The 22509-nt window shown below is 44.9% G+C and carries 17 protein-coding genes, 1 tRNA gene and 1 rRNA gene; 15 read left to right on the top strand and 4 right to left on the bottom strand.

All coding sequences use genetic code 11. The annotated features are described in order from the left end of the window. Positions 1-32 precede the first annotated feature (32 nt). Positions 33-875 carry an aldo/keto reductase gene (locus tag A5867_RS17225; protein ID WP_087628092.1) on the bottom strand — a complete coding sequence of 281 codons (843 nt, stop codon included), beginning with the start codon at positions 873-875 and terminating at the stop codon, positions 33-35. Positions 876-1008: 133 nt separating this feature from the next. Between A5867_RS17225 and A5867_RS17220 the strand changes: the two genes are divergently transcribed. Then, positions 1009-1377, top strand: a complete 369-nt coding sequence (locus A5867_RS17220) for a helix-turn-helix domain-containing protein (protein WP_016608452.1) — start codon at positions 1009-1011, stop codon at positions 1375-1377. A gap of 62 nt (positions 1378-1439) precedes the next feature. Here the strand turns inward: A5867_RS17220 and A5867_RS17215 are convergent, their stop codons facing one another. The 3 genes from A5867_RS17215 to A5867_RS17205 all read right to left on the bottom strand — a co-directional run bounded on the left by A5867_RS17215 (position 1440) and on the right by A5867_RS17205 (position 4560). Further along, complete coding sequence (locus tag A5867_RS17215) at positions 1440-1739, bottom strand: hypothetical protein (protein ID WP_087628091.1); 300 nt, start codon at positions 1737-1739, stop codon at positions 1440-1442. Between the two features lie 155 nt (positions 1740-1894). Then, positions 1895-3292 carry a L,D-transpeptidase family protein gene (locus tag A5867_RS17210; RefSeq protein ID WP_087628090.1) on the bottom strand — a complete coding sequence of 466 codons (1398 nt, stop codon included), beginning with the start codon at positions 3290-3292 and terminating at the stop codon, positions 1895-1897. 284 nt (positions 3293-3576) lie between these two features. Further along, positions 3577-4560, bottom strand: a complete 984-nt coding sequence (locus A5867_RS17205; protein ID WP_005230720.1) for an L-lactate dehydrogenase — start codon at positions 4558-4560, stop codon at positions 3577-3579. Between the two features lie 355 nt (positions 4561-4915). Between A5867_RS17205 and pth the strand changes: the two genes are divergently transcribed. The 14 genes from pth (at position 4916) to A5867_RS17135 (ending at position 22200) form a co-directional block, all read left to right on the top strand. After that, positions 4916-5476 carry an aminoacyl-tRNA hydrolase gene (gene pth / locus A5867_RS17200; RefSeq protein ID WP_087628089.1) on the top strand — a complete coding sequence of 187 codons (561 nt, stop codon included), beginning with the start codon at positions 4916-4918 and terminating at the stop codon, positions 5474-5476. 11 nt (positions 5477-5487) lie between these two features. Then, a complete protein-coding gene (mfd, locus tag A5867_RS17195; RefSeq protein ID WP_016608449.1) occupies positions 5488-9006 on the top strand; it encodes a transcription-repair coupling factor in 3519 nt (1172 codons plus the stop codon). Between the two features lie 15 nt (positions 9007-9021). Then, the gene (locus A5867_RS17190; RefSeq protein ID WP_087628088.1) at positions 9022-10653 is read left to right on the top strand and encodes a polysaccharide biosynthesis protein; all 1632 of its coding nucleotides are present in this window, start codon (positions 9022-9024) and stop codon (positions 10651-10653) included. Beyond that, positions 10640-10906, top strand: coding sequence for an RNA-binding S4 domain-containing protein (locus A5867_RS17185; RefSeq protein ID WP_005230745.1), 267 nt, complete (start codon positions 10640-10642; stop codon positions 10904-10906). Before A5867_RS17190 ends, A5867_RS17185 begins: the two co-directional genes overlap by 14 nt. An 83-nt stretch (positions 10907-10989) precedes the next feature. Beyond that, positions 10990-11436, top strand: coding sequence for a septum formation initiator family protein (locus A5867_RS17180; protein WP_005230746.1), 447 nt, complete (start codon positions 10990-10992; stop codon positions 11434-11436). Positions 11437-11510: 74 nt separating this feature from the next. Then, entirely contained in the window at positions 11511-11954 is a 444-nt protein-coding gene (locus tag A5867_RS17175) for a S1 domain-containing RNA-binding protein (RefSeq protein WP_010748998.1), read from the top strand. A 100-nt stretch (positions 11955-12054) separates the two neighbouring features. Further along, entirely contained in the window at positions 12055-13455 is a 1401-nt protein-coding gene (gene tilS / locus A5867_RS17170; RefSeq protein ID WP_087628087.1) for a tRNA lysidine(34) synthetase TilS, read from the top strand. A 19-nt stretch (positions 13456-13474) separates the two neighbouring features. Next, on the top strand, positions 13475-14020 hold the full coding sequence (gene hpt, locus A5867_RS17165; RefSeq protein ID WP_005230750.1) for a hypoxanthine phosphoribosyltransferase: 546 nt from the start codon (positions 13475-13477) through the stop codon (positions 14018-14020). A gap of 73 nt (positions 14021-14093) precedes the next feature. After that, on the top strand, positions 14094-16202 hold the full coding sequence (gene ftsH / locus A5867_RS17160; protein WP_010749000.1) for an ATP-dependent zinc metalloprotease FtsH: 2109 nt from the start codon (positions 14094-14096) through the stop codon (positions 16200-16202). 142 nt (positions 16203-16344) lie between these two features. Continuing rightward, on the top strand, positions 16345-17226 hold the full coding sequence (gene hslO, locus A5867_RS17155) for an Hsp33 family molecular chaperone HslO (RefSeq protein ID WP_005230756.1): 882 nt from the start codon (positions 16345-16347) through the stop codon (positions 17224-17226). Continuing rightward, positions 17227-18240 carry a tRNA dihydrouridine synthase DusB gene (dusB, locus tag A5867_RS17150; protein ID WP_087628086.1) on the top strand — a complete coding sequence of 338 codons (1014 nt, stop codon included), beginning with the start codon at positions 17227-17229 and terminating at the stop codon, positions 18238-18240. Between the two features lie 96 nt (positions 18241-18336). Then, positions 18337-19830 (top strand): lysine--tRNA ligase, encoded by a 1494-nt coding sequence (gene lysS / locus A5867_RS17145; protein ID WP_034858661.1) that lies wholly within the window; start codon positions 18337-18339, stop codon positions 19828-19830. Positions 19831-20492: 662 nt separating this feature from the next. Then, positions 20493-22051, top strand: a 16S ribosomal RNA gene (locus A5867_RS17140). 76 nt (positions 22052-22127) lie between these two features. Next, positions 22128-22200, top strand: a tRNA-Ala gene (locus A5867_RS17135). Positions 22201-22509 lie beyond the last annotated feature (309 nt).

Below are 22509 nucleotides of genomic sequence, written 5' to 3'. Positions count from 1 at the left end.
CCTCCTAAGGTTTTGTTTAGTATATCGTTTGGTTAATGAAAATCGAATGTGTCTGGATCTGGACCCACTCGTAAGTCTTCATTTAATGCGTTCAAGCGGGCCATGTCAGCTTCTGATAAATGGAAATCAAAAATCGCTGCATTAGCGATCATTCGCTCGGGGTGCGTCGATTTGACGTTGACTAAGATCCCTTGTTGAATAGCCCAGCGTAAAAGCACTTGTGCCGCTGATTTTTGCTGTGCATCGGCGATCGCCAAGACGGTGTCATCTTTCAGCAGTTTGCCTTGCATCAATGGCGACCAAGCTTGGATCGCAATTGCTTTTTCGCCACAAAAAGCCCGCAGGTCTTGCTGCGTCAGTTTGGGATGCAGCTCGATCTGATTGATAACAGGAACGACCTTAGCAATGGCCAATAATTGCTCCAGATGATGGATCTGGAAGTTGCTGACCCCGATCGCTTTGATTTTTCCTGCCGCATAGAGGTCTTCCAAGGCACGCCGGGACTCTTGAAATGCTTGATTTCCTGGCCAATGGATCAAGTACAAGTCGAGATACTCGAGGTTTAAGCGTGCCAGACTTTCATTGAAGGCGTGGATCGTTTCATCATAAGTTAAATGATCGTTCCAAAGTTTGGAAGTGACAAAGAGTTCTTCACGAGCCAACCCCGTTTCTTGTAAGCCTTGTTTGATTCCTGCCCCTGTTCCTATTTCATTGCCGTAAATCGCTGCTGTATCAATCAAGCGATAGCCATTGATAATCGCTTGCTTCACGACCTCTGCTGTGTCAGCTTCAGGGATTTGAAAGACACCTAACCCCAACCCGGGGATTTCGCTGCCGTTGTTCAGGGTGACGGTATCTGATAATTTTTCGATCATAAAAACATCTCCTTTATTTTTTTCTGGTATCATCATATAATGAGGTGGTAATACTGTATAGTACGTACTTTTTTGTTTGATACCCACCTTTTGGTAACCTTTGTGTGGTATCAAGCGTAATGAGGTGAAAAAAATGGCAGAAAAAATTTATAATATCGGTGTTGAAGCAACCATGGATGTCATCGGCGGGAAGTGGAAACCAATCATTCTTTGTAATTTACGCCATGGGGCATTACGTCCCAGTGATTTACGGCGGAAGATCCCTGGCATCAGTCAAAAAATGTTGACCCAGCAATTGCGGGAATTAGAAGAGTCTGACATCGTTACTCGCAAGTCCTATAATCAAGTACCACCTAAAGTTGAGTATTCCTTGAGTGAATATGGAGAAACCTTAGGCGGCTTATTGGATACTCTTTGCCAGTGGGGCACGATGCACGTTGCTGCACTGCAAGACAAAGGAGAGCAAGTTACTTTGTTAGAACAAGAAGAAGCGATTGTCTAACAAAGGGGAAGTGGCATGAGAAAAGGCGGCAGAAACCATTGGTTTCCGTCCGCCTTTTTAGGTTATGCTTGTTGGATCAATTCTAGAATGGCTTCAGTATTCATCCCGCTGTAATGATTGACGGGAAACGAAAGGCGATTGATGCGTGGTGGGATGGCCTGCTTGATCATCGGATCTGTTAAAGAAAGCAAGGGATCGACCAAAACGAGTTTTTCTTGCGCAAAACGATAATTCGCCAGACGTTCTGGTGTCACAACAGTTACACTGATTTGATCCTCGGACAGCAGCTGGATGTTGCGGGCGAAAATTTTGATCAGACTTCCAGCCAAAGTAGAACGATCAATAAAAACGACTTTTTCCAAAATGATTCTCCTTATTAATTAAAATGGTTAATTAAGTATATTAATTAAAACGTTCTTTGTAAATAGGAACATTTGGGAGACAACAAAAAAGCCGCAAAAGATTTTTCTTTTGCAGCTTTTGGTTCGTCTATAAAAAGGTTTGATTCTTTTTTTGATTAAATCACGATCACGGGTGTACCGACTTCGGCTTTGCTGTACAATTCTTTCATCACGCCTGGCGGAGTATTGATACAGCCGTGAGAACCACGGGTTTTCCAAAGATCGCCACCGTATTCCGTCTGCCAATCAGAATCATGGATACCGACACCGGTCCAATCGATGGGCATCCAGTAATCAACAGGGGATGCATAATCTTCACCAGTCAAGGTTGCATCTTCTTCTTTGTTCCAGACATAGAAGACGCCAGTTGGTGTTGGTGTGGCTGGTTTCCCAGAGATAATTTTCGTATCCAACACTAACTCGCCATCTTTGTAATACCACATGTGTTGGTTTTTTAGATCAACTTCGATATAGGTGTTGCCAAACAGCGGGCTGCCTGCATCGGTGCTTCCTTGAGCGATCGGTGTGCGGGTGAAGTCTTCGCCAGCTTTTAACGCCTCGATCAAGGCTTCTGTTTCTGCATCGGTTTGGATCGTCCAGCTAAGAGTACCGGCTGGGACGGTCACTTCGCCTTGCTTGGTACTTTTGAAGGTCGAAGAATTGGTGCTAGTATTGTATTGTTCGCCGATCGATGTGACATAGCTTCTTACTTTGTCTTCGTCGATCGTTGTGTTGCCGTCTTTATAAGAGAGCCAATCCATGATCGTTTCTCTTGGGATTTGAAACGTATTTCCGTTGATCGTATAATTGCCAGTTACTTTGGCGATTTTATTCAACGAATCCATTTCTTTCGTTAAGTCTGGATCATCGGCGGTCACACTTGGTTTTGTGACATAATCAACGAGATTTAATTCCTTTTCGCCGCTGACGATGGCTTCTTGCAAGTCTGCCACTGCTTTGTCAACATCGATGGCATCGCCGTCAACTTCTGGTTTGATAGAAAAACCGTCTTCGCCTTTTTCCAACGTGGCATCAGCCGATTTGGTACGATCTTCATTTAAGGTTTCGAGTTCTTTTTGGATCGTGTTGGTCTCGCTAGTCAAGGTGTCTTGGTCTACTGAGAGATTGTCTAGCTTCTTTTCTTCGGCAGCCGAAACATAAGCCATTCCCCAGCTCCACTGATTTTGTTCATCTTTTAATGATTGCAGCTCATCGGTGAAATCCGTCTGCAAACCAAATTGAGCAAGGTTGACTGTTTTCCATTCGCTATCACCATCTTTGATGGTAAAGTCTTCTTGTGAATAGCGATCATGCAGCAGGGCATTGGCCTCAGCGACGGTTTTGTTGCTGATGTCGATCCCATCGATTTCAGTCTTTGGTAGAAAACGGTTTGCATAATATGTACTTCGGTAGGTATAGCCGCCAGCGATCACGACGAGTAAAGCAGCCACAACGATCAGAACAATTTTCTTCGTATTATTCTTGGCGTCAGTATGTTTGTTTGAACGAGTCATTCAACTACTCCTTTTTTCTAATGGCATAATAGATAATAACGCTTAAATCATACCATATTCCCACGGGAAAGCGAATATGGCAAATGAAACTTCCATGAAAAATAGAAAATTCTTAAACTATCTTTAGGTAAGCTGTAGAAACGCATTTCTTACGATAAAAAAACTGAACGAATCGGCAGCAAGCCATCTTGATCAAAGGGTTCTGAAAAAGAGTGAGCTAGAGGATTCGTTCAGTCGCATAATTGACTAACTAAATTTGACTATCTAACACGAGGGAAAAGAAATTATTGATTGTCTTCCGCATCTAATTTTGCAAAAGCTTCATCAAGAATATCTTTTAATTGTTTTGCCGAAGCGGCCATCCGGTCTTTTTCACCATCTGTTAATGGGATCTCAATTACTTTTTGAATCCCTTGGGCATTGATGACTGCAGGCGCACCGATGTACAAGTCGTTTAAGCCGTATTCGCCGTTCATGTACACAGATAATGGGAGAACAGCATTTTCATCGTCTAAGATCGCACGAGTGATCCGTGCTAAGGCTACCGCGATCCCGTAGAAGGTCGCACCTTTTTTCTCGATGATGGTGTAGGCTGCATCACGAACACTAAAGAAAATGTTGACCATTGCTTCTTCATCGATGTCTGGGTTGTTTTTGACCCATTCATAGATTTGTAGGCCAGCTACGTTGGCATGAGACCAAACAGGGAATTCTGAATCGCCGTGTTCCCCTAAGATATAGGCATGGACGTTACGGGCATCGACATCGACCAATTCAGCCAATGCTTGACGGAAACGGGCAGAGTCTAATGAGGTACCTGAACCGATAACGCGTTCTTTCGGGAAGCCTGAGAATTTCCAAGTAGAATAAGTCAAAATATCGACTGGGTTTGCTGCAACTAAGAAAATTCCGTTAAAGCCTGAATCAACGATTTGGGTAACTACTTCACGGTTGATTTTCAAGTTTTTATGAACTAAGTCTAAACGGGTTTCGCCTGGTTTTTGAGGCGCACCAGCAGTAATAACGACTAAATCAGCATCATGTGCATCTTCATAAGAAGCGGCATAGATTTTTTTAGGGGAAGTAAATGCCAAAGCATGGGACAAGTCAATTGCGTCGCCTTCTGTTTTTGCTGTATTTATATCAATGATTCCGACTTCTTGCGCAATGTTTTGGGTCACCAGCGCAAACGCGTAACTAGAACCAACCGCACCGTCTCCAACAAGAATTACCTTTTGGTGATCTTTTTTGTTCGTTTTTGCAGTCATCTGTGTATCATTCCTTCCGCATAATTGTTTTACTCGCTATCATCCTACCATTTTCAAGTATGTTTGTCATGTGATTTGCACAACAATATTACACAAAATATCGCTGTTTCAGTTGTAAATGCTTTCTTTGTTATTACGTCAAAAAGAAGATATATCAAGGTTTTATTAAGATTCGTTAAGAAAGATAAAAACTGAGCAAGAGGGTGCCACCATAACAGTCCATTTCGTGTTATAATTACCTAAGCAAAAGAACTGGGCGCATTTGTGTGCCCAGTATTTTGTGTTTGGATAAGAAAACCGATAAAATAGATGAAGAATCAGCTTGAAACTAGAAATAATGGAGCGTAAATAAAAAATGAAAATGATTGTAGGCTTGGGAAATCCTGGCAAAAAATATGAAAAAACCAAACATAATGTTGGCTTTATGGTAGTGGATGCGTTGGCACAAAAGTACCAAGCAACCTTTAAAAAGTCGGCTTTTGAAGCAGAGGTGGCAGAGTTTTTCTTGAATGGTGAAAAAATCCTTTTGGTCAAACCACAAACTTTCATGAATGAATCCGGTCGTGCGGTAGGCCCGTTGATGACCTATTTTGGCATCTACCAAGAAGAACTAGTGGTGGTCTATGATGACCTCGATTTAGCATTAGGGAAAATTCGTTTGCGCCAAAAAGGCAGTGCAGGTGGCCACAATGGGATCAAGAGTTTGATCGCTCATTTGGATTCAACAGTCTTTAACCGTATCAAAATCGGGATCGATCGTCCACGTTCAGGACAAACCGTGGTCAATCATGTCCTGAGTCCTTTTGCAAAAGACGATCTGCCCATCGTTTTACAAAGTATTGATAAAGCGGTCGAGGCAAGTAGTGATTACTTGACCAACGGCGACTTTCTTGCCACAATGAATCGATTTAACTAAGGAGGGCCGAGATGGATTTAATTGAATTAATAAATAAAGTGCCGACAGTGGCGGCTTGGCATACAGGTTTACGTGAACAGGCCCCCCGGCAATTACTGACCGGTCTAGCTGGATCGGCAAAAACATTAGCGATCACTGGTGTGTATCAGGCATTTCAAAAACAAGTGATCGTCGTGACACCAAATCTCTATTATACAAATCAACTAGCCGAAGATCTGCGCAATGTGACGGAAGATGTCTACGTTTTTCCAGTGGATGAAGTGTTGTCAGCCGAAATGGCTTTTTCTTCACCAGAAGCCAGAGAAGAACGCGTGGCAGCGCTGAATGCTGTTTCTCAAGGAAAAACGGGGATCTATGTGTTGCCGGTGGCGGCTTTGCGAAAGTATTTGCCTGAAAAGAAAACCTGGTTAGCCAATCAATTTCAATGGCAGATCGGCGATGAGATCGATTTAGAGCGTTTGCCGCAACAATTGATCTTGATGGGTTACGAACGTCAGTCAATGATTGGCAAACCTGGCGAATTCAGTATTCGTGGGAGCATCCTCGATATTTATCCATTAAACGCCGAATATCCCGTACGGATCGAGTTATTCGATGTAGAAATCGACTCGATGCGTTCTTTCAACGTGGAAACGCAACGCTCAGTGGAAACGCTGCAGCAAGTGGCTATTTTACCCACTACCGAATTGGTTTTCTCAGCGGAAGATTTAGCTGCGGGGCAAAAGCAGCTGCAAGAATTATTGAACAAACGGTTGGCAGTCACCAAAGAAGCAACCGATCGCGCCTTTTTAGAAGATTATTTTGGCCAGTTGGCTTCTCAATGGCAAGCGGGGATTCCTGGTGAAAGTGCCCGTTATTACACGGATTTACTGTATCGTCAGCAAACGAGTGTCTTAGATTATTTTTCTGAAGATGCCTTTTTGATGATCGATGATTATGCTCGGATCATGGAGACCAATCGTGAGATCGAACGGGAAGAGGCGGAGTGGCATACCCAAAAATTAGCGGAGCTGCGAGTCTTTTCTGAACAGCAATTCGGGATCGATGTCCATCAGCTGCTGCAAAAAGAAACCTTTGTGACCAGCTTCTTTTCTTTATTCCAAAAAGGAATGGGGAACATTCGCTTCCAAGCGATCCATCAATTCCAATACCGGCCGATGCAGCAGTTTTTCAGCCAAATGGGTCTCTTGAAAGTTGAAATCGATCGCTGGGAGAAGCAGCAGCAGACGGTGATTTTTCTGGTCAGTGATCAAGAGCGGGCCAAGAAGTTAGAGCAAGATCTGCGAGATCATGATATCTATGCCGTGCAGACGCAACAAGATCGCCTGTTTACGGGACGCACCCAAATCGTGGTGGAACGTTTGCAAAGCGGCTTTGAAATGCCGCAAGACAAGCTAGTGGTGGTTACGGAAAAAGAAATTTTCCAAAAGATGAACAAAAAAAGAGCCCGCAGGCAAAATGTCACTAATGCGGAACGGCTCAAAAGCTACAATGAGTTAAAAGCGGGCGATTATGTCGTCCATGCGAATCATGGGATCGGGAAGTACATCGGCATGGAAACCTTAGAAGTCGATGGCGTCCACCAAGATTACATGACGATCTTGTACCAAAACGAAGACAAGCTCTTTATTCCAGTCACCCAATTGAATTTGATTCAAAAATATGTGGCTTCCGAATCGAAAACACCGAAAATCAATAAATTAGGTGGCAGCGAGTGGGCGAAGACCAAGCGCAAAGTGACGGCTAAAATTGAAGACATCGCAGATGATTTGATTTTATTGTATGCCAAACGCGAATCAGAAAAAGGCTATGCTTTTCAACCAGACGATGCCTATCAAAAAGAATTTGAAGATGCCTTTCCGTATTCGGAAACTGATGATCAGCTGCGCAGTACGGCAGAGATCAAGCGGGATATGGAAAAAGAAAAGCCGATGGACCGCTTGTTAGTCGGGGATGTCGGTTTTGGGAAAACAGAAGTGGCGCTGCGGGCTGCTTTTAAAGCGATCAAAGAAAGCAAACAAGTGGCTTTCTTAGTACCGACAACGATCTTGGCGCAGCAGCACTATGAAACGATGGTCGATCGTTTTGAAGGATTCCCCGTCAATGTTGGGGTACTGAGTCGTTTTCGGACGAAAAAACAGCAGAATGAAACGATCGAGCAAGTGCGCAAAGGGCAAGTCGATATTTTGGTGGGGACCCACCGATTATTGTCAAAAGATGTCGAGTTTGCTGATTTGGGCTTGTTGGTGATCGATGAAGAACAACGGTTTGGGGTCAAACACAAAGAGCGCTTGAAACAACTGCGTTCGCAAGTCGATGTGTTGACGTTGACGGCAACGCCGATCCCACGAACATTGCATATGTCGATGCTGGGGGTACGGGACCTATCTGTGATCGAAACACCACCAGAAAATCGTTACCCGATCCAAACCTATGTGATGGAGATGAATCCAGGAGCGGTGCGAGAAGCGATCCAACGGGAGATGGCACGGGGAGGTCAAGTGTTTTATCTCTATAATCGTGTCGATACGATCGAGCGGAAAGTCGAAGAACTGCAGGCGTTAGTGCCAGACGCACGAATCGCTTATGCCCACGGGCAAATGACCGAGATCCAATTGGAAAACACCTTGTTTGACTTTATTGAAGGGCAATACGATGTGTTGGTGACGACGACGATCATTGAAACCGGTGTGGATATTCCCAATGCCAATACGTTGTTTGTGGAAAATGCCGATTACATGGGGCTTTCGACGTTGTATCAGCTGCGCGGCCGTGTCGGTCGGAGCAATCGGGTCGCCTATGCGTATTTCATGTATGAACAGCAAAAAGTGTTGAATGAAGTCAGTGAAAAACGGCTGCAAGCCATTAAGGACTTTACCGAGTTAGGTTCAGGTTTCAAAATCGCGATGCGAGATCTTTCGATTCGTGGAGCGGGAAATCTATTGGGGGCGCAGCAGCACGGCTTTATCGATGCAGTCGGGTTTGACATGTACTCGCAAATGCTTTCTGAAGCAGTCACTCGGAAACAAGGGAAAAATACCCAAACAGAAAAAACGACCGTCGAGATCGATCTGGGGATCGATGCCTACTTACCGACTTCGTATATTGAAGACGAACGGCAAAAAATCGAGATCTACAAACGAATTCGTGAGCTGGAATCCCAAGAAGCAGTTGATGAACTTCAAGATGATCTGTTAGACCGTTTCGGTGAATACCCTGTAGAAGTGGCGCATCTCTTAACGGTGGGCGAGATCAAAATGAACGGCGATCGTGCCTTGTTAGAAACTATCCGCAAGCAGCAGCAGACGGTGTCGTTTACTTTGAGTAAAGTCGGCACGAAAAATTATTCGGTGGAGCAGCTGTTTGAAGCATTGAAAGCTACTAAATTAAAAGCCACGATGGGTGTCGATCATGAGCAAATGACCATCAAATTACAGATTCCGCCAGTGATGAAGGAAAGCACCTGGCTATTAGAAATCCAAGATTTTGTCAAAGCGTTACGGGAACAAAAATACGCCAGCCAAGGCTAGAAAGGAACCAGCGGGATGCCGAAATCACAATTGAAGCGTACGATGGAAGGGGCGTTTATTTTAACGATCGCTTCCTTTATCGCAAAAATCTTAAGTGCCGTTTATCGGGTCCCTTTTCAGAACCTGGTAGGGGACGAAGGGTTTTATGTGTATCAACAAGTCTATCCGATTTATGGATTGGCGATGACGTTAGCGTTGTCAGGGTTGCCACAGTTTATCTCCCGCATCGTCGCTGAAGAACCCGATCCTTTGAAAAGCAAGGAACGGCTGCAAGCGTTGACGCCTTTCGTGCTTTGGTCTGCGATCGGTTTATGGGCGGTGACCTTTTTATTTGCTGGTCCGATCGCACAAGTGATGGGGGACCACCAACTGTCGGGCTTGATTCGAGTCGTTTCTTTTACCTTCTTATTTGTCCCGCCTTTGACCTTTTATCGAGGAATGTTTCAAGGAAATTTGCAAATGGTGCCGACAGCAGTTTCCCAAGTCGTAGAGCAGCTGCTTAGAGTTGGTGTGATTTTAGGTGCTGCGGCAGCTTTCCAGCAATTGGGCTGGACGATTTATCAAACGGGGACTGTCGCCATGATGGGTGCCTTAGTCGGGGGCCTTGCGGCGTGGTGGATCTTAAGTTATTATAGCCGACAAATCAACGGCAAACGCCTATCGCTATGGCATAAACCAGTCACCAGTACAGGAGAAAATCCCGCTGGTTTATCCGCCTCGTTGAAGAAACGGTTCTTCTTAGAAGGCGGTCTGTTGACGATTTATAGCGGCTATTTGATCTTGTTCCAGTTAGCGGATTCGTTTTTATTGACCAATGCGCTGGAAGCGGGGGGGATGACGGCACAAGCAGCCCGAATTTCAAAAGGGATCTATGATCGCGGACAACCCCTCGTCCAACTAGGTCTTGTGGTGGCGATGGCGTTAAGCTCGACGTTTTTGCCAACGTTGACCAAGTATTTGACGGTGAAAAATCAGCAGCTGTTTGAAAAGTCGGCAAAAATGTATTTGCGCCTGACGATCGGGATTGCTTCGGCTTCCGCCGTGGGCTTAGCGATTTTGCTGCCTTATATTAACTTTGCCTTATTCAAAGACGGTTCTGGCAATGCGGCGCTGGTATTGTTTGTCTTTTCCATCGCTCTGATGGCGACGATCCAAGCCTATCAAAGCATTCAACAAAGTCGCAATACCTATACCTTCGGCTTGCTGGCTGCGGGGATCGGTCTTTTGATCAAATGTCTATCGATGTGGCCGCTGACTGCTTCTTATGGGACTGCAGGAGCGAGTATCAGTACGCTGTTGGGGTTAGGCGCGACCTTATGCTGTTTTGTGGTTTCCGAACAGCGTCGAGCAAAAAGCAGCATCAATCACTTTTGGCATGAAGGAAATTATGGAAAAAAACTATTTATTTGTTTAGGGATCATGGCAAGCGTGCTATTCTTATATTATAGCTTCGTTGCGATCTTATTGAACGGTCCTTTGACCCATCGACTACAGGCACTGCTTTTTTGCCTAGGCGGTGTCGGTCTGGGAGGCGCAGCCTTTATCGGGGCAGCGATCAAAATCAAATTGTTAACGATTCGCGAATGGCTGTTAGTTCCATTTGGAAAGAAACTATTAAGAAGAGGTGAAAAACATGAGATTAGATAAATTTCTTAAAATCTCCCGCATCATCAAGCGTCGCTCTGTGGCCAAAGAAGTGGCAGACAAGGGACGCATTCAGATCAACGGCAAATTAGCCAAGTCAAGCAGTGACGTCAAAGTAGGCGATACCATGCGCATTCAATTCGGGAATAAGGTCTTGGAAGTAAAAGTCAATGAATTGCATGAATCGACGAAAAAAGAAGACGCTGCAAAAATGTATGAGATCGTTTCAGAGGAAAGAATCTCAGAAAATGCTTGATTTTTACGGCATTTTCAGTTAGACAAGCTTTGCGGATGTTGGTATAATGTAAAAAACAAAGACAGCGACGGGAGCGAGTTCAGGTGGCAAAAGAATCAAATAAAAAAATAGAACTATTGCAGACCGATTATGCGAAAGAGCAATTTGCCAAGTTTGAAAAAGAGCGGCGGCAAGTCGTGTTTCGCCGACGTCGGCTGGTGGCGTTTTTCGTGGCGGCATTAGCGATATTTGCGATCGTAGGGATTCAAATGTTCAACGATCAAATGCGCCTGCAAAAGCTAAAGGAATATAAGGCGGAAACAGTCGCCGAACAAAAAGAGGCAGAACAAAAGGTGGCTTCACTGGAGCGAGACGTTGCCTTGCTGCAAGACGATGAGTATGTGGCAAAATTGGCCCGCAGCCGATTCTTCTACTCAAAAGATGGCGAAAAAATCTATCCAGTCTTGCCAGACGGGACGGATTCTCAAAACACCAATGAGCGTTCTTCGCAAAGCGGACAAGAATCATCATCCACAGAGTCACAAGATTAAGCAATGTCATACCTACTCAGCGCAGTAGTTTGAATTATTTTAAATGGGTAAAAATTAGGAGGAACATTTTTTATATGTCAATCGAAGTTGGAGCGAAACTAAAGGGCAAAGTGTCTGGTATTACAAATTTTGGTGCGTTCATTGATCTTGGTGAAGGGAAAACTGGTTTGGTGCATATCAGTGAAGTATCAAACGGATTCGTCAAAGACATTCACGACGTGTTGTCTGTTGGGGATGAAGTGACAGTACTTGTTACGGCAATCGGCAACGATGGAAAAATCGGCCTATCGATCCGCAAAGCAGAAGATAAACCGGAAGAAAAACGTGAATACCCGAAAAAAGAATTCAATCGACCAAATCCGAAAAAATCTTTTTCACGCAATCAAAATACGAATGTAAATAAACAAGACTTCGATTCATTGATGAGTTCTTTTCTAAAAGATAGTGATGATCGTCTTTCGTCATTACGTCGAAATACAGAAGGAAAACGCGGTGGCCGCGGCGGACGCCGTAACTAAACATGAATAGCAAGTTGGAAAAAGCTGGAACAAAACTGTTGGTTCGTTTTGTTTCAGCTTTCTTTCTTGTGGGATTACCAAATGAGAAGGAGGTCAAACGATGGTCATTCAAACCGTTCAAGCGCAACTCACTGCCATCGATCCTGAAAAAAAACGCCGCTTTTTGCTGGCGGTATCGACGGGCGTCGATTCGATGGTCTTGTTGCAGATCTTTTGTCAGTTGTTTCCTGAAATGCAAAAAGAGCCATGTTTTGGTGTGGCGCATGTGAACCATCAATTGCGTCCAGCATCTGCCAAGGAAGCGGCTTTTTTACGGCAGTACTGCCAAGAACGCGGTATTCCTTTTTATGAACGGTGCTGGGAAAATCCGCCAGAAACCGGCGTAGAAGCTAGCGCTCGAAACTTTCGCTATACATTTTTTGCCGACGTCATGTCTCAAGAAGGCTATGATGTTTTGCTGACTGCTCACCACAGTGATGACCAAGTAGAAACGATGTTGATGAAGATGATGCGAGAAGGTCGCTTGCGATCGGCTGGCGGGATGAAACAGCAGCAGCCTTTTCACACAGGGATCTTGTTGCGTCCACTGCTTACTGTCAGCAAGGCAGCGATTTACGACTATGCGCAAGCACAGCAGATTCCCTACTTTGAAGACGAAAGCAATCACGAACCGCTGTATTTGCGAAACCGACTACGCCAGCAAGTAGTGCCAGCCTTAAAAGCGGAAAATCCGCAGCTGCTGCCGCATTTTCAACAGCTTTCTGAAGAAGTACAGTTCGCCAATCAGCTGATCCAACAAGAGCAGCAGCAATGGTTGTCTGCATTCGTTCAACAGCAAGCTGCTCGCTTAGTGATCAATCTGCAGCAGCTGCCGACGTTTTCGCCAGCGCAACGCTATTTTTTCTATGCGGGTTTTTTACAGCAAGCAGAGGCTTTTACGAAACAGCCCCTCAATCAAAAACAGCTGCCGCAGTTATTGCGTCTGCTAGATGAAAAGAAAGGGCAATGGCAATTGGCGTTGCACAAACAGTGGCAGCTGCGGCGCAGTTATGACCAATTGTTATTGGAACCTGTTACTGTTCCCCAAAAGCCTGCAGCGCCGTTGACAGAAGTTAGTCAGCGACTGGTTTTAGGGGAGGGGATCTATCTTTCTGAAAAGGAATGGATTGGGTATTTTCCGATAAATGAACAGCATATTCCCAAAAAAATCACAAATTGGTCAGAGTTTTCCCAAGATTTACCGCTAAACTATTCCTCTGAGCTGGTGGTGCGTAAGCGCCAGCCGGGAGACCGAATCCGCTTGGCGCGTGGTCTGACCAAAAAGATCAGTCGTTTTTTTATCGATTCAAAAATTCCTAATGAAGTGCGAGAAAAAAGTTGGGTCGTCACAAACCTTGAAAAAGAGGTGATTGCCTTACTACCTCATACATTTTCCTATTTGAGTATTGCGCCAGAAACTGATAAAATACACTACATACTTCTTTATAAATACCAGGAGTAAGAGTTGGAAGGAGAACTTTATGCTAGATAAAGATATTGAGAAAATTTTGATTTCCCGTGACGAAATCAAAAATCGTTGTGTGGAACTTGGTCAAGAATTAACGGCGGCTTATGCGGATAAAAATCCTCTAGTCGTAGGTGTGCTGAAAGGTGCCGTTCCTTTCATGGCAGACATCGTTCGTGAGATGGATTGTTACTTGGAGTTAGACTTCATGGATGTCTCAAGTTATGGCAATGCCATGATTTCATCTGGGGAAGTCAAGATCATCAAAGATTTAGATACAAATGTTGAGGGCCGTGATCTCTTGATCGTTGAAGACATCATTGACAGCGGTCGCACATTGGCTTATCTGGTGGATCTATTCAAATACCGTAAAGCGAAATCAGTGAAAATCGTAACGTTATTAGATAAGCCAGAAGGTCGTGTCGTTGAGATCGATGCAGATTATGTCGGCTTCGATGTGCCAAATGAGTTTGTTGTTGGATATGGACTGGACTATGCAGAGCAATATCGAAACTTACCTTACGTTGGCGTCTTAAAACCTAGTGTTTATCAGTCAAATTAGTGACTGTTCTAAATCAATTGTGATACAATTAAATGGTCAGGATTGATAAAACAAAATAGCCAGGGAGGTACGCATGAATAAGAAAAATAACGGTATGGTAAAAAATACCTTATATTATGTACTTGTCTTGTTGGCGATGGTCATGGTCGTATATTTCATTTTTGGAAATGGCAATCAGCAGACCCCAACGATCGAGTACTCCACGTTTACAGAGCAGCTGAAAGACGGGAAGATCAAACAGTTTACTGTTCAACCCGCTAACGGTGTGTATCGAATCGTGGGTGAATACAATGAAGAACAAACCGTCAGCAATGACAACAGCTTGTCTGTTTTAGGTAATACACAGGCGAGTTCGACCCGCTTTTCAACGATCATTTTACCGAATGATTCCACACTAAGCGAAGTCACCAGTTTGGCCTCGGCAGAAGGGGTCAAAACCACGATCGAAGAAGAATCCAACAGCGGCATTTGGTTATCGCTTTTGGTTAGCTTCTTACCACTTGTGATCATCATTTTCTTCTTCTACATGATGATGAGCCAACAAGGTGGCGGCGGTGGCGGTGGCGGCCGTGTGATGAACTTTGGCAAATCAAAAGCCAAAGAAGCGGATAAAAAAGCCAACCGCGTGCGTTTTTCAGACGTAGCCGGTGCAGAAGAAGAAAAACAAGAGCTTGTCGAAGTCGTGGAATTCTTGAAAGATCCTCGACGCTTTGTTGAATTAGGTGCTCGTATCCCAGCAGGTGTCTTACTTGAGGGGCCTCCAGGAACCGGGAAAACGTTACTAGCCAAAGCCGTTGCTGGTGAAGCTGGCGTACCGTTTTACTCGATCTCTGGTTCAGATTTCGTTGAAATGTTTGTCGGTGTCGGTGCAAGCCGGGTGCGTGACTTATTTGAAACAGCGAAGAAAAATGCACCAGCCATCATCTTTATCGATGAAATCGATGCAGTTGGTCGCCAACGTGGTGCCGGTATGGGTGGCGGACATGATGAGCGGGAACAAACATTGAACCAGTTGTTGGTTGAAATGGATGGTTTTGATGGGAATGAAGGCGTGATCGTCATTGCCGCAACGAACCGTTCGGATGTTTTAGATCCAGCGTTGCTACGTCCAGGTCGTTTTGACCGTCAGATTTTGGTTGGTCGTCCAGACGTGAAAGGTCGTGAAGCGATCCTCCGTGTCCATGCCCGCAACAAACCTTTATCAGATGATGTTGATTTGAAAGTCGTTGCCCAACAAACACCAGGCTTTGCTGGTGCGGATCTGGAAAACGTCTTGAACGAAGCGGCATTAGTTGCTGCTCGTCGTAACAAGAAAAAAATCGATGCTTCAGATATCGATGAAGCAGAAGACCGCGTGATCGCTGGTCCTGCGAAGAAAGACCGGGTCATCAACAAACGCGAACGTGAAATGGTTGCTTACCATGAAGCAGGACATACCATTGTTGGGTTAGTCTTAAGTCGTGCCCGTGTGGTACACAAAGTAACGATCATTCCTCGGGGACGTGCGGGTGGTTATATGATCGCCTTGCCGAAAGAAGATCAATTCTTGATGACCAAAGAAGATATGTTTGAACAAATCGTTGGGTTGCTTGGTGGTCGTACGGCTGAAGAAATCATCTTCGGTGTACAATCAACGGGTGCTTCCAATGACTTTGAACAAGCAACTGCGCTTGCAAGAAGTATGGTGACAGAATATGGAATGAGTGACAAGTTAGGTCCAGTTCAATATGAAGGAAACCATCAAGTCTTTGTTGGTCGTGATTATGGTCAAACAAAAGCTTACTCTGAACAAGTTGCCTTTGAAATCGATCAAGAAGTTCGCAAGATTTTAATGGATGCTCATCAAAAAGCCCATGAAATCATTGAAGAACACCGTGCACAGCACAAATTGATCGCTGAAAAACTGCTTGAACATGAAACATTAGATGCCAAAGCAATCAAATCCTTGTTTGAAGAAGGCAAAATGCCTGAAGGAACCGAAAGCTCTGAGTATCCTAGTGAAAAAGCTCAAACGTTTGAAGAAGCGAAACGTGCGCTGGAAGAAAAAGATGCAGAGAAGCAAGCTGCAGAAAAACACAGCGAAGATGCACCATCAAACGATTTTGATCAACAATTGGAAGACGTTCGCCGCAATAGCGAAAGTCAACCGACTGATCAAGAAAACAAAGATGATAACGCCTAAAACAAGACGTATCAAGGCACCGAGGAAACTCGGTGCCTTTTTGTTTCTATTTAAGAAGACTTTCCTTAAATTCAAACACATTCAGTTGAAAAAAGCGGCGCTTCCTAGTATGATTCATTAATGAATAAAAAGGAGAATCAAGATGAAGGATTATTTAGTAAAAGCACTAGCATATGACGGCTTCGTCCGAGCATATGCAGTATCGGCAACAGAAACGATCGCCGAAGCACAACGACGCCATGAAACATGGAATACGGCATCCGCTGCTTTAGGGCGAGCGATGGTGGGAAGTTTGTTATTAGGCAGTACCTTAAAAGGGGAAGACAAATTGACCGTCAAAATTCAAGGAAATGGTCCTGCTGGGGCAATCGTCGTAGACAGCAATGGCCGTGGGGACGTAAAAGGATACATAAAAAATCCGCAGATCAGTCTGCCGTTGAACCCTCAAGGGAAATTGGACGTTCGGGGCGCAGTGGGTGACCAAGGGATCTTTACCGTGATCAAAGACTTAGGGCTAAAAGAACCCTTCTCTGGACAAACACCGATCGTCTCTGGGGAGCTTGGGGAAGACTTTACTTATTATTTAGCAGTGTCAGAACAGATTCCTTCTGCTGTTGGTCTGAGTGTATTAGTAGAAACCGATGATTCAATTCGGGCAGCCGGTGGCTTTATGCTGCAGATCATGCCTGGTGCCAGTGAAGAGATCATTGATGCCATCGAAAAACGTTTGGGAGAATTGCCTCGAGTATCAACCTTGATCGATGAAGGACAATCACCAGAAGAGATCTTAGCGACATTGTTGCCAGACACGACGATCGAAGTACTAGAAAAAATGCCAGTCCAGTTCCATTGTGATTGCACGAAAGAAAAATTTGCGACGGCGATCATTACCTTGGGGGCTGATGAGATCCAAGCGATGATCGATGAAGACCACGGGGCAGAGGCAGTCTGCTCGTTTTGTGGCAACAAGTATCATTTTGATGAAACGGAATTGGCGGCATTGAAGAAAGAGGCGGAAGCGTAAGTGAAAGATAGACAAACATGGCAGATCGGCTCGGTTGAGATTCCCAACCGCGTCGTCGTTGCGCCAATGGCAGGGATCACCAATTCTGCGTTTCGTGTGACAGTCAAAGAATTTGGCGCGGGTTTAGTCGTCTGTGAGATGATCAGTGATCGAGGGATTCAACTGCGGAACAAGAAGACCCTTGAGATGCTATTTATTGACGAGACCGAGCATCCTCTTAGTATTCAGATTTTTGGTGGGAATAAAGCATCCTTAGTAGAAGCAGCGCAATTTGTCGCAGAAAACACAACTGCCGATATCATTGATATCAACATGGGGTGTCCTGTAAACAAAATCATCAAAGCAGAAGCTGGTGCGAAGTGGCTTTTAGATCCCGACAAGGTTTATGAAATGGTCCATGCTGTTTCCAGTGCGATCGACAAGCCCGTTACCGTCAAAATGCGGATCGGCTGGGATGAGCAGCACATCTTTGCGGTTGAAAATGCCCAAGCCGCAGAAGCAGCGGGTGCCGCAGCGATCGGTATGCATGGCAGAACCCGTGTACAGATGTATGAAGGATCGGCAGATTGGGACGTGTTGAAACAAGTGAAGCAAAGTATCACGATTCCCTTTATGGGCAATGGCGATGTCAAAACCCCTGAAGATGCCAAGCGAATGTTGGAAGAAGTCGGTGCAGATGCAGTGATGATCGGACGGGCAGCGTTAGGCAATCCATGGATGATCCACCGCACCAAGCAATACTTGGAGACAGGCGAGTTATTGCCAGAACCAACACCGCGAGAAAAAATTTCGACAGCGAAACTTCATTTAGAACGTTTGGCTGAGCTAAAAGGGGAAAAAATCGCTTCGCGAGAATTTCGTCAACATGCTGCGTACTACTTAAAAGGTATTTCGCGGGCAGCCAAAGTCAAAGCGGCAATTAACCAAGCGGAAGATAAGCAGACGATTTTTGATTTATTAGATGCATTTGTGGAAAAGATCGAAAAACAGCCGCTAGCAACTCTTAAGGAATAAGAAACAAATCAAGTCGATTCGAAAGTTCGGCTTGATTTTTTGCGTCATCATTGGCATTATAAGAAGGAAACCCAAGTTAAGAATGGAGGAAAACTCGTGACAGAGGAACGACAAACACAAGAAGAATTGAATGATCAAATGTTGGTTCGCCGTGAAAAGATGGAAAAACTACGGGAAGAAGGCATTGATCCTTTTGGCAAGCGATTCGAACGCACCCATAATTCTGCCGAGTTACATGAGTTATTTGATCAAAGAACCAAAGAAGAATTAGCCGAAATGAATCTTTCAGCAAGCATTGCAGGAAGAATCGTTACAAAACGTGGAAAAGGTAAGGCTGGTTTTGCGCATTTACAAGACCGCGAAGGCCGTATTCAAATATATGTACGTAAAGACCAAGTAGGGGATGAACCTTACGAAGTATTCAAACACGCAGACTTAGGTGATTTCTTCGGCGTATCTGGTGAAATCATGAAGACCGATACCGGTGAAGTGACCATCAAAGCCAAAGAAATCGTGATCTTATCAAAAGCATTGCGTCCATTGCCTGACAAATACCATGGCTTGACGAACGTAGAACAACGTTACCGTCAACGTTACTTGGATTTGATCAGTAATAAAGAAAGCTTTGATCGTTTCATGAAACGAAGCCAAATCATCAGCGAAATTCGTCGTTACCTTGACGGTCATGGGTATATCGAAGTCGAAACGCCAGTATTGCATAATCAAGCAGGTGGTGCAGCGGCTCGTCCCTTCATTACCCACCACAATGCCTTAGACATGGATCTGTATTTACGGATCGCTCTTGAGCTTCACTTAAAACGATTGATCGTGGGCGGCATGGAAAAAGTCTATGAGATCGGCCGCGTTTTCCGAAATGAAGGCATCGATACGACCCATAATCCTGAGTTTACGATGTTAGAAGCGTATACGGCATATACAGATTTCAAAGATGTGATGGATCTGACCGAAGGCATTATCCGTAATGCTGCTGAAAAAGTCTTGCACACAGCAACGATCCAATACGATGGACAAGAAGTCGATCTAGCTAGCGACTTTGCGCGAATCCATATGGTCGATGCAATCAAAAATCAAACAGGTGTTGATTTCTGGCAACCAATGTCCGTTGAAGAAGCCCGCAGCTTAGCGAAAGAACATCATGTCGAAATCAATGATGCCATGACTGTTGGCCATATCATCAATGAATTCTTTGAGACATTTGTTGAAGAAACGTTACAGCAGCCAACCTTTGTCTTCGGTCATCCAGTGGAAGTTTCGCCATTAGCGAAAAAGAATCCAGAAGATGAACGCTTTACCGACCGCTTTGAATTATTTATTGTTGGTCGTGAATTTGCGAATGCCTTCACGGAACTAAATGACCCAATCGATCAAAGAGAACGTTTTGAAGGGCAAGAAAAAGAGCGTGAAGCAGGAAATGATGAAGCCCATGGGGTGGATGAAGATTTCTTAGAAGCACTTGAATACGGTATGCCGCCAACTGGTGGATTAGGGATCGGGATCGATCGCTTAGTGATGCTGTTGACAGATGCGCAATCGATTCGCGACGTTTTATTATTCCCAACAATGAGATAAAAAAACTCCGTCCACTCGCAAGAGGTGGGCGGCTTTTTTTCTTGTCTGCTGGATCAGGGAGAAAAACAGCGAGGAATTAGAGGGAAAAACGCCACGAAAGTTGCCAGAAAACGGATTAAATGCGAACGATAAAAGCTGGATCCAATGCGATTAGACGGGTTTGTAAAAATTGAAAAAAGCCATAGAAAATGATTGACCGCAAGGGATTTAGTTGGTATATTATTACATGTGCCAAATGACTAAATGAATTCCTAAAAAGAATTGAAAAAAAGTAGTTGACGCACAGCTCGACAGATGATATTATAACGAAGTCGCAATTTTAAAATAGTTAATTGATGTTGATAGATCAACAAAATTAATTGAAAAAAGTTGTTGACAAATAACAAATCATTTGTTATTCTAATTAAGTCGCTGAGACAGCCGCTACGAAGTTGAAAAACAACGAGCGAAAAAAACTTTAAAAAAAGAGTTGACAATTAAATGTCACTCTGATATGATATAAAAGTTGCTAACACAGCACGGTAGACCTTTGAAAACTGAACAAAGCAAGCAAACGAACCAATGTGTAGGACGTTTCAATTTATTGAAACAAATACATGCAAGCAATAGCTAGCAAAGTTAATTTTTATGAGCTTAATGACCGTATGGTCATTCAAACAAATCATTATGAGAGTTTGATCCTGGCTCAGGACGAACGCTGGCGGCGTGCCTAATACATGCAAGTCGAACGCTTTTTCTTTCACCGGAGCTTGCTCCACCGAAAGAAAAAGAGTGGCGAACGGGTGAGTAACACGTGGGTAACCTGCCCATCAGAAGGGGATAACACTTGGAAACAGGTGCTAATACCGTATAACACTATTTTCCGCATGGAAGAAAGTTGAAAGGCGCTTTTGCGTCACTGATGGATGGACCCGCGGTGCATTAGCTAGTTGGTGAGGTAACGGCTCACCAAGGCAACGATGCATAGCCGACCTGAGAGGGTGATCGGCCACACTGGGACTGAGACACGGCCCAGACTCCTACGGGAGGCAGCAGTAGGGAATCTTCGGCAATGGACGAAAGTCTGACCGAGCAACGCCGCGTGAGTGAAGAAGGTTTTCGGATCGTAAAACTCTGTTGTTAGAGAAGAACAAGGATGAGAGTAAAATGTTCATCCCTTGACGGTATCTAACCAGAAAGCCACGGCTAACTACGTGCCAGCAGCCGCGGTAATACGTAGGTGGCAAGCGTTGTCCGGATTTATTGGGCGTAAAGCGAGCGCAGGCGGTTTCTTAAGTCTGATGTGAAAGCCCCCGGCTCAACCGGGGAGGGTCATTGGAAACTGGGAGACTTGAGTGCAGAAGAGGAGAGTGGAATTCCATGTGTAGCGGTGAAATGCGTAGATATATGGAGGAACACCAGTGGCGAAGGCGGCTCTCTGGTCTGTAACTGACGCTGAGGCTCGAAAGCGTGGGGAGCGAACAGGATTAGATACCCTGGTAGTCCACGCCGTAAACGATGAGTGCTAAGTGTTGGAGGGTTTCCGCCCTTCAGTGCTGCAGCAAACGCATTAAGCACTCCGCCTGGGGAGTACGACCGCAAGGTTGAAACTCAAAGGAATTGACGGGGGCCCGCACAAGCGGTGGAGCATGTGGTTTAATTCGAAGCAACGCGAAGAACCTTACCAGGTCTTGACATCCTTTGACCACTCTAGAGATAGAGCTTCCCCTTCGGGGGCAAAGTGACAGGTGGTGCATGGTTGTCGTCAGCTCGTGTCGTGAGATGTTGGGTTAAGTCCCGCAACGAGCGCAACCCTTATTGTTAGTTGCCATCATTTAGTTGGGCACTCTAGCGAGACTGCCGGTGACAAACCGGAGGAAGGTGGGGATGACGTCAAATCATCATGCCCCTTATGACCTGGGCTACACACGTGCTACAATGGGAAGTACAACGAGTTGCGAAGTCGCGAGGCTAAGCTAATCTCTTAAAGCTTCTCTCAGTTCGGATTGTAGGCTGCAACTCGCCTACATGAAGCCGGAATCGCTAGTAATCGCGGATCAGCACGCCGCGGTGAATACGTTCCCGGGCCTTGTACACACCGCCCGTCACACCACGAGAGTTTGTAACACCCGAAGTCGGTGAGGTAACCTTTTGGAGCCAGCCGCCTAAGGTGGGATAGATGATTGGGGTGAAGTCGTAACAAGGTAGCCGTATCGGAAGGTGCGGCTGGATCACCTCCTTTCTAAGGAATATTTCGGAAGACTACACATCGTTTGCCTTTGTTCAGTTTTGAGAGGTCTACTCTCAAGTAAATACCCGGGGCCTTAGCTCAGCTGGGAGAGCGCCTGCTTTGCACGCAGGAGGTCAGCGGTTCGATCCCGCTAGGCTCCATTAACGACAATGGTCGTTAAGCTTTGTTCATTGAAAACTGGATATCGAAGAAATAATCAAAACAAGTAACACACACCGAGTTGAAATGTTAAAAGAGTTTTTTAATAAGTTCAACGCTTATTTTCTTGAGCAACCTTCTATCGCTAGAAGAAGTACTCAAAACCGACCGTAAGGTCAAAGGTTAAGTGAATAAGGGCGCACGGTGGATGCCTTGGCACTAGGAGCCGATGAAGGACGGGACTAACACCGATATGCTTTGGGGAGCTGTAAGTAAGCTATGATCCAGAGATTTCCGAATGGGGGAACCCA

It is taken from the genome of Enterococcus sp. 6D12_DIV0197, from assembly GCF_002174385.1.
Taxonomy (GTDB): Bacteria; Bacillota; Bacilli; order Lactobacillales; family Enterococcaceae; genus Enterococcus_D; species Enterococcus_D casseliflavus.
The sequence above is the reverse complement of the archived record's forward strand: the minus strand, read 5'-3'. Positions and strand labels throughout refer to the sequence as shown.

Bases quoted from the DNA above. Each gene is read 5' to 3' on its own strand.
- A5867_RS17225 (WP_087628092.1), bottom strand. From the start codon at position 875: ATGATCGAAAAATTATCAGATACCGTCACCCTGAACAACGGCAGCGAA.
- A5867_RS17220 (WP_016608452.1), top strand. From the start codon at position 1,009: ATGGCAGAAAAAATTTATAATATCGGTGTTGAAGCAACCATGGATGTC.
- A5867_RS17210 (WP_087628090.1), bottom strand. From the start codon at position 3,292: ATGACTCGTTCAAACAAACATACTGACGCCAAGAATAATACGAAGAAA.
- A5867_RS17205 (WP_005230720.1), bottom strand. From the start codon at position 4,560: ATGACTGCAAAAACGAACAAAAAAGATCACCAAAAGGTAATTCTTGTT.
- pth (WP_087628089.1), top strand. From the start codon at position 4,916: ATGAAAATGATTGTAGGCTTGGGAAATCCTGGCAAAAAATATGAAAAA.
- mfd (WP_016608449.1), top strand. From the start codon at position 5,488: ATGGATTTAATTGAATTAATAAATAAAGTGCCGACAGTGGCGGCTTGG.
- A5867_RS17190 (WP_087628088.1), top strand. From the start codon at position 9,022: ATGCCGAAATCACAATTGAAGCGTACGATGGAAGGGGCGTTTATTTTA.
- A5867_RS17185 (WP_005230745.1), top strand. From the start codon at position 10,640: ATGAGATTAGATAAATTTCTTAAAATCTCCCGCATCATCAAGCGTCGC.
- A5867_RS17175 (WP_010748998.1), top strand. From the start codon at position 11,511: ATGTCAATCGAAGTTGGAGCGAAACTAAAGGGCAAAGTGTCTGGTATT.
- tilS (WP_087628087.1), top strand. From the start codon at position 12,055: ATGGTCATTCAAACCGTTCAAGCGCAACTCACTGCCATCGATCCTGAA.
- hpt (WP_005230750.1), top strand. From the start codon at position 13,475: ATGCTAGATAAAGATATTGAGAAAATTTTGATTTCCCGTGACGAAATC.
- ftsH (WP_010749000.1), top strand. From the start codon at position 14,094: ATGAATAAGAAAAATAACGGTATGGTAAAAAATACCTTATATTATGTA.
- hslO (WP_005230756.1), top strand. From the start codon at position 16,345: ATGAAGGATTATTTAGTAAAAGCACTAGCATATGACGGCTTCGTCCGA.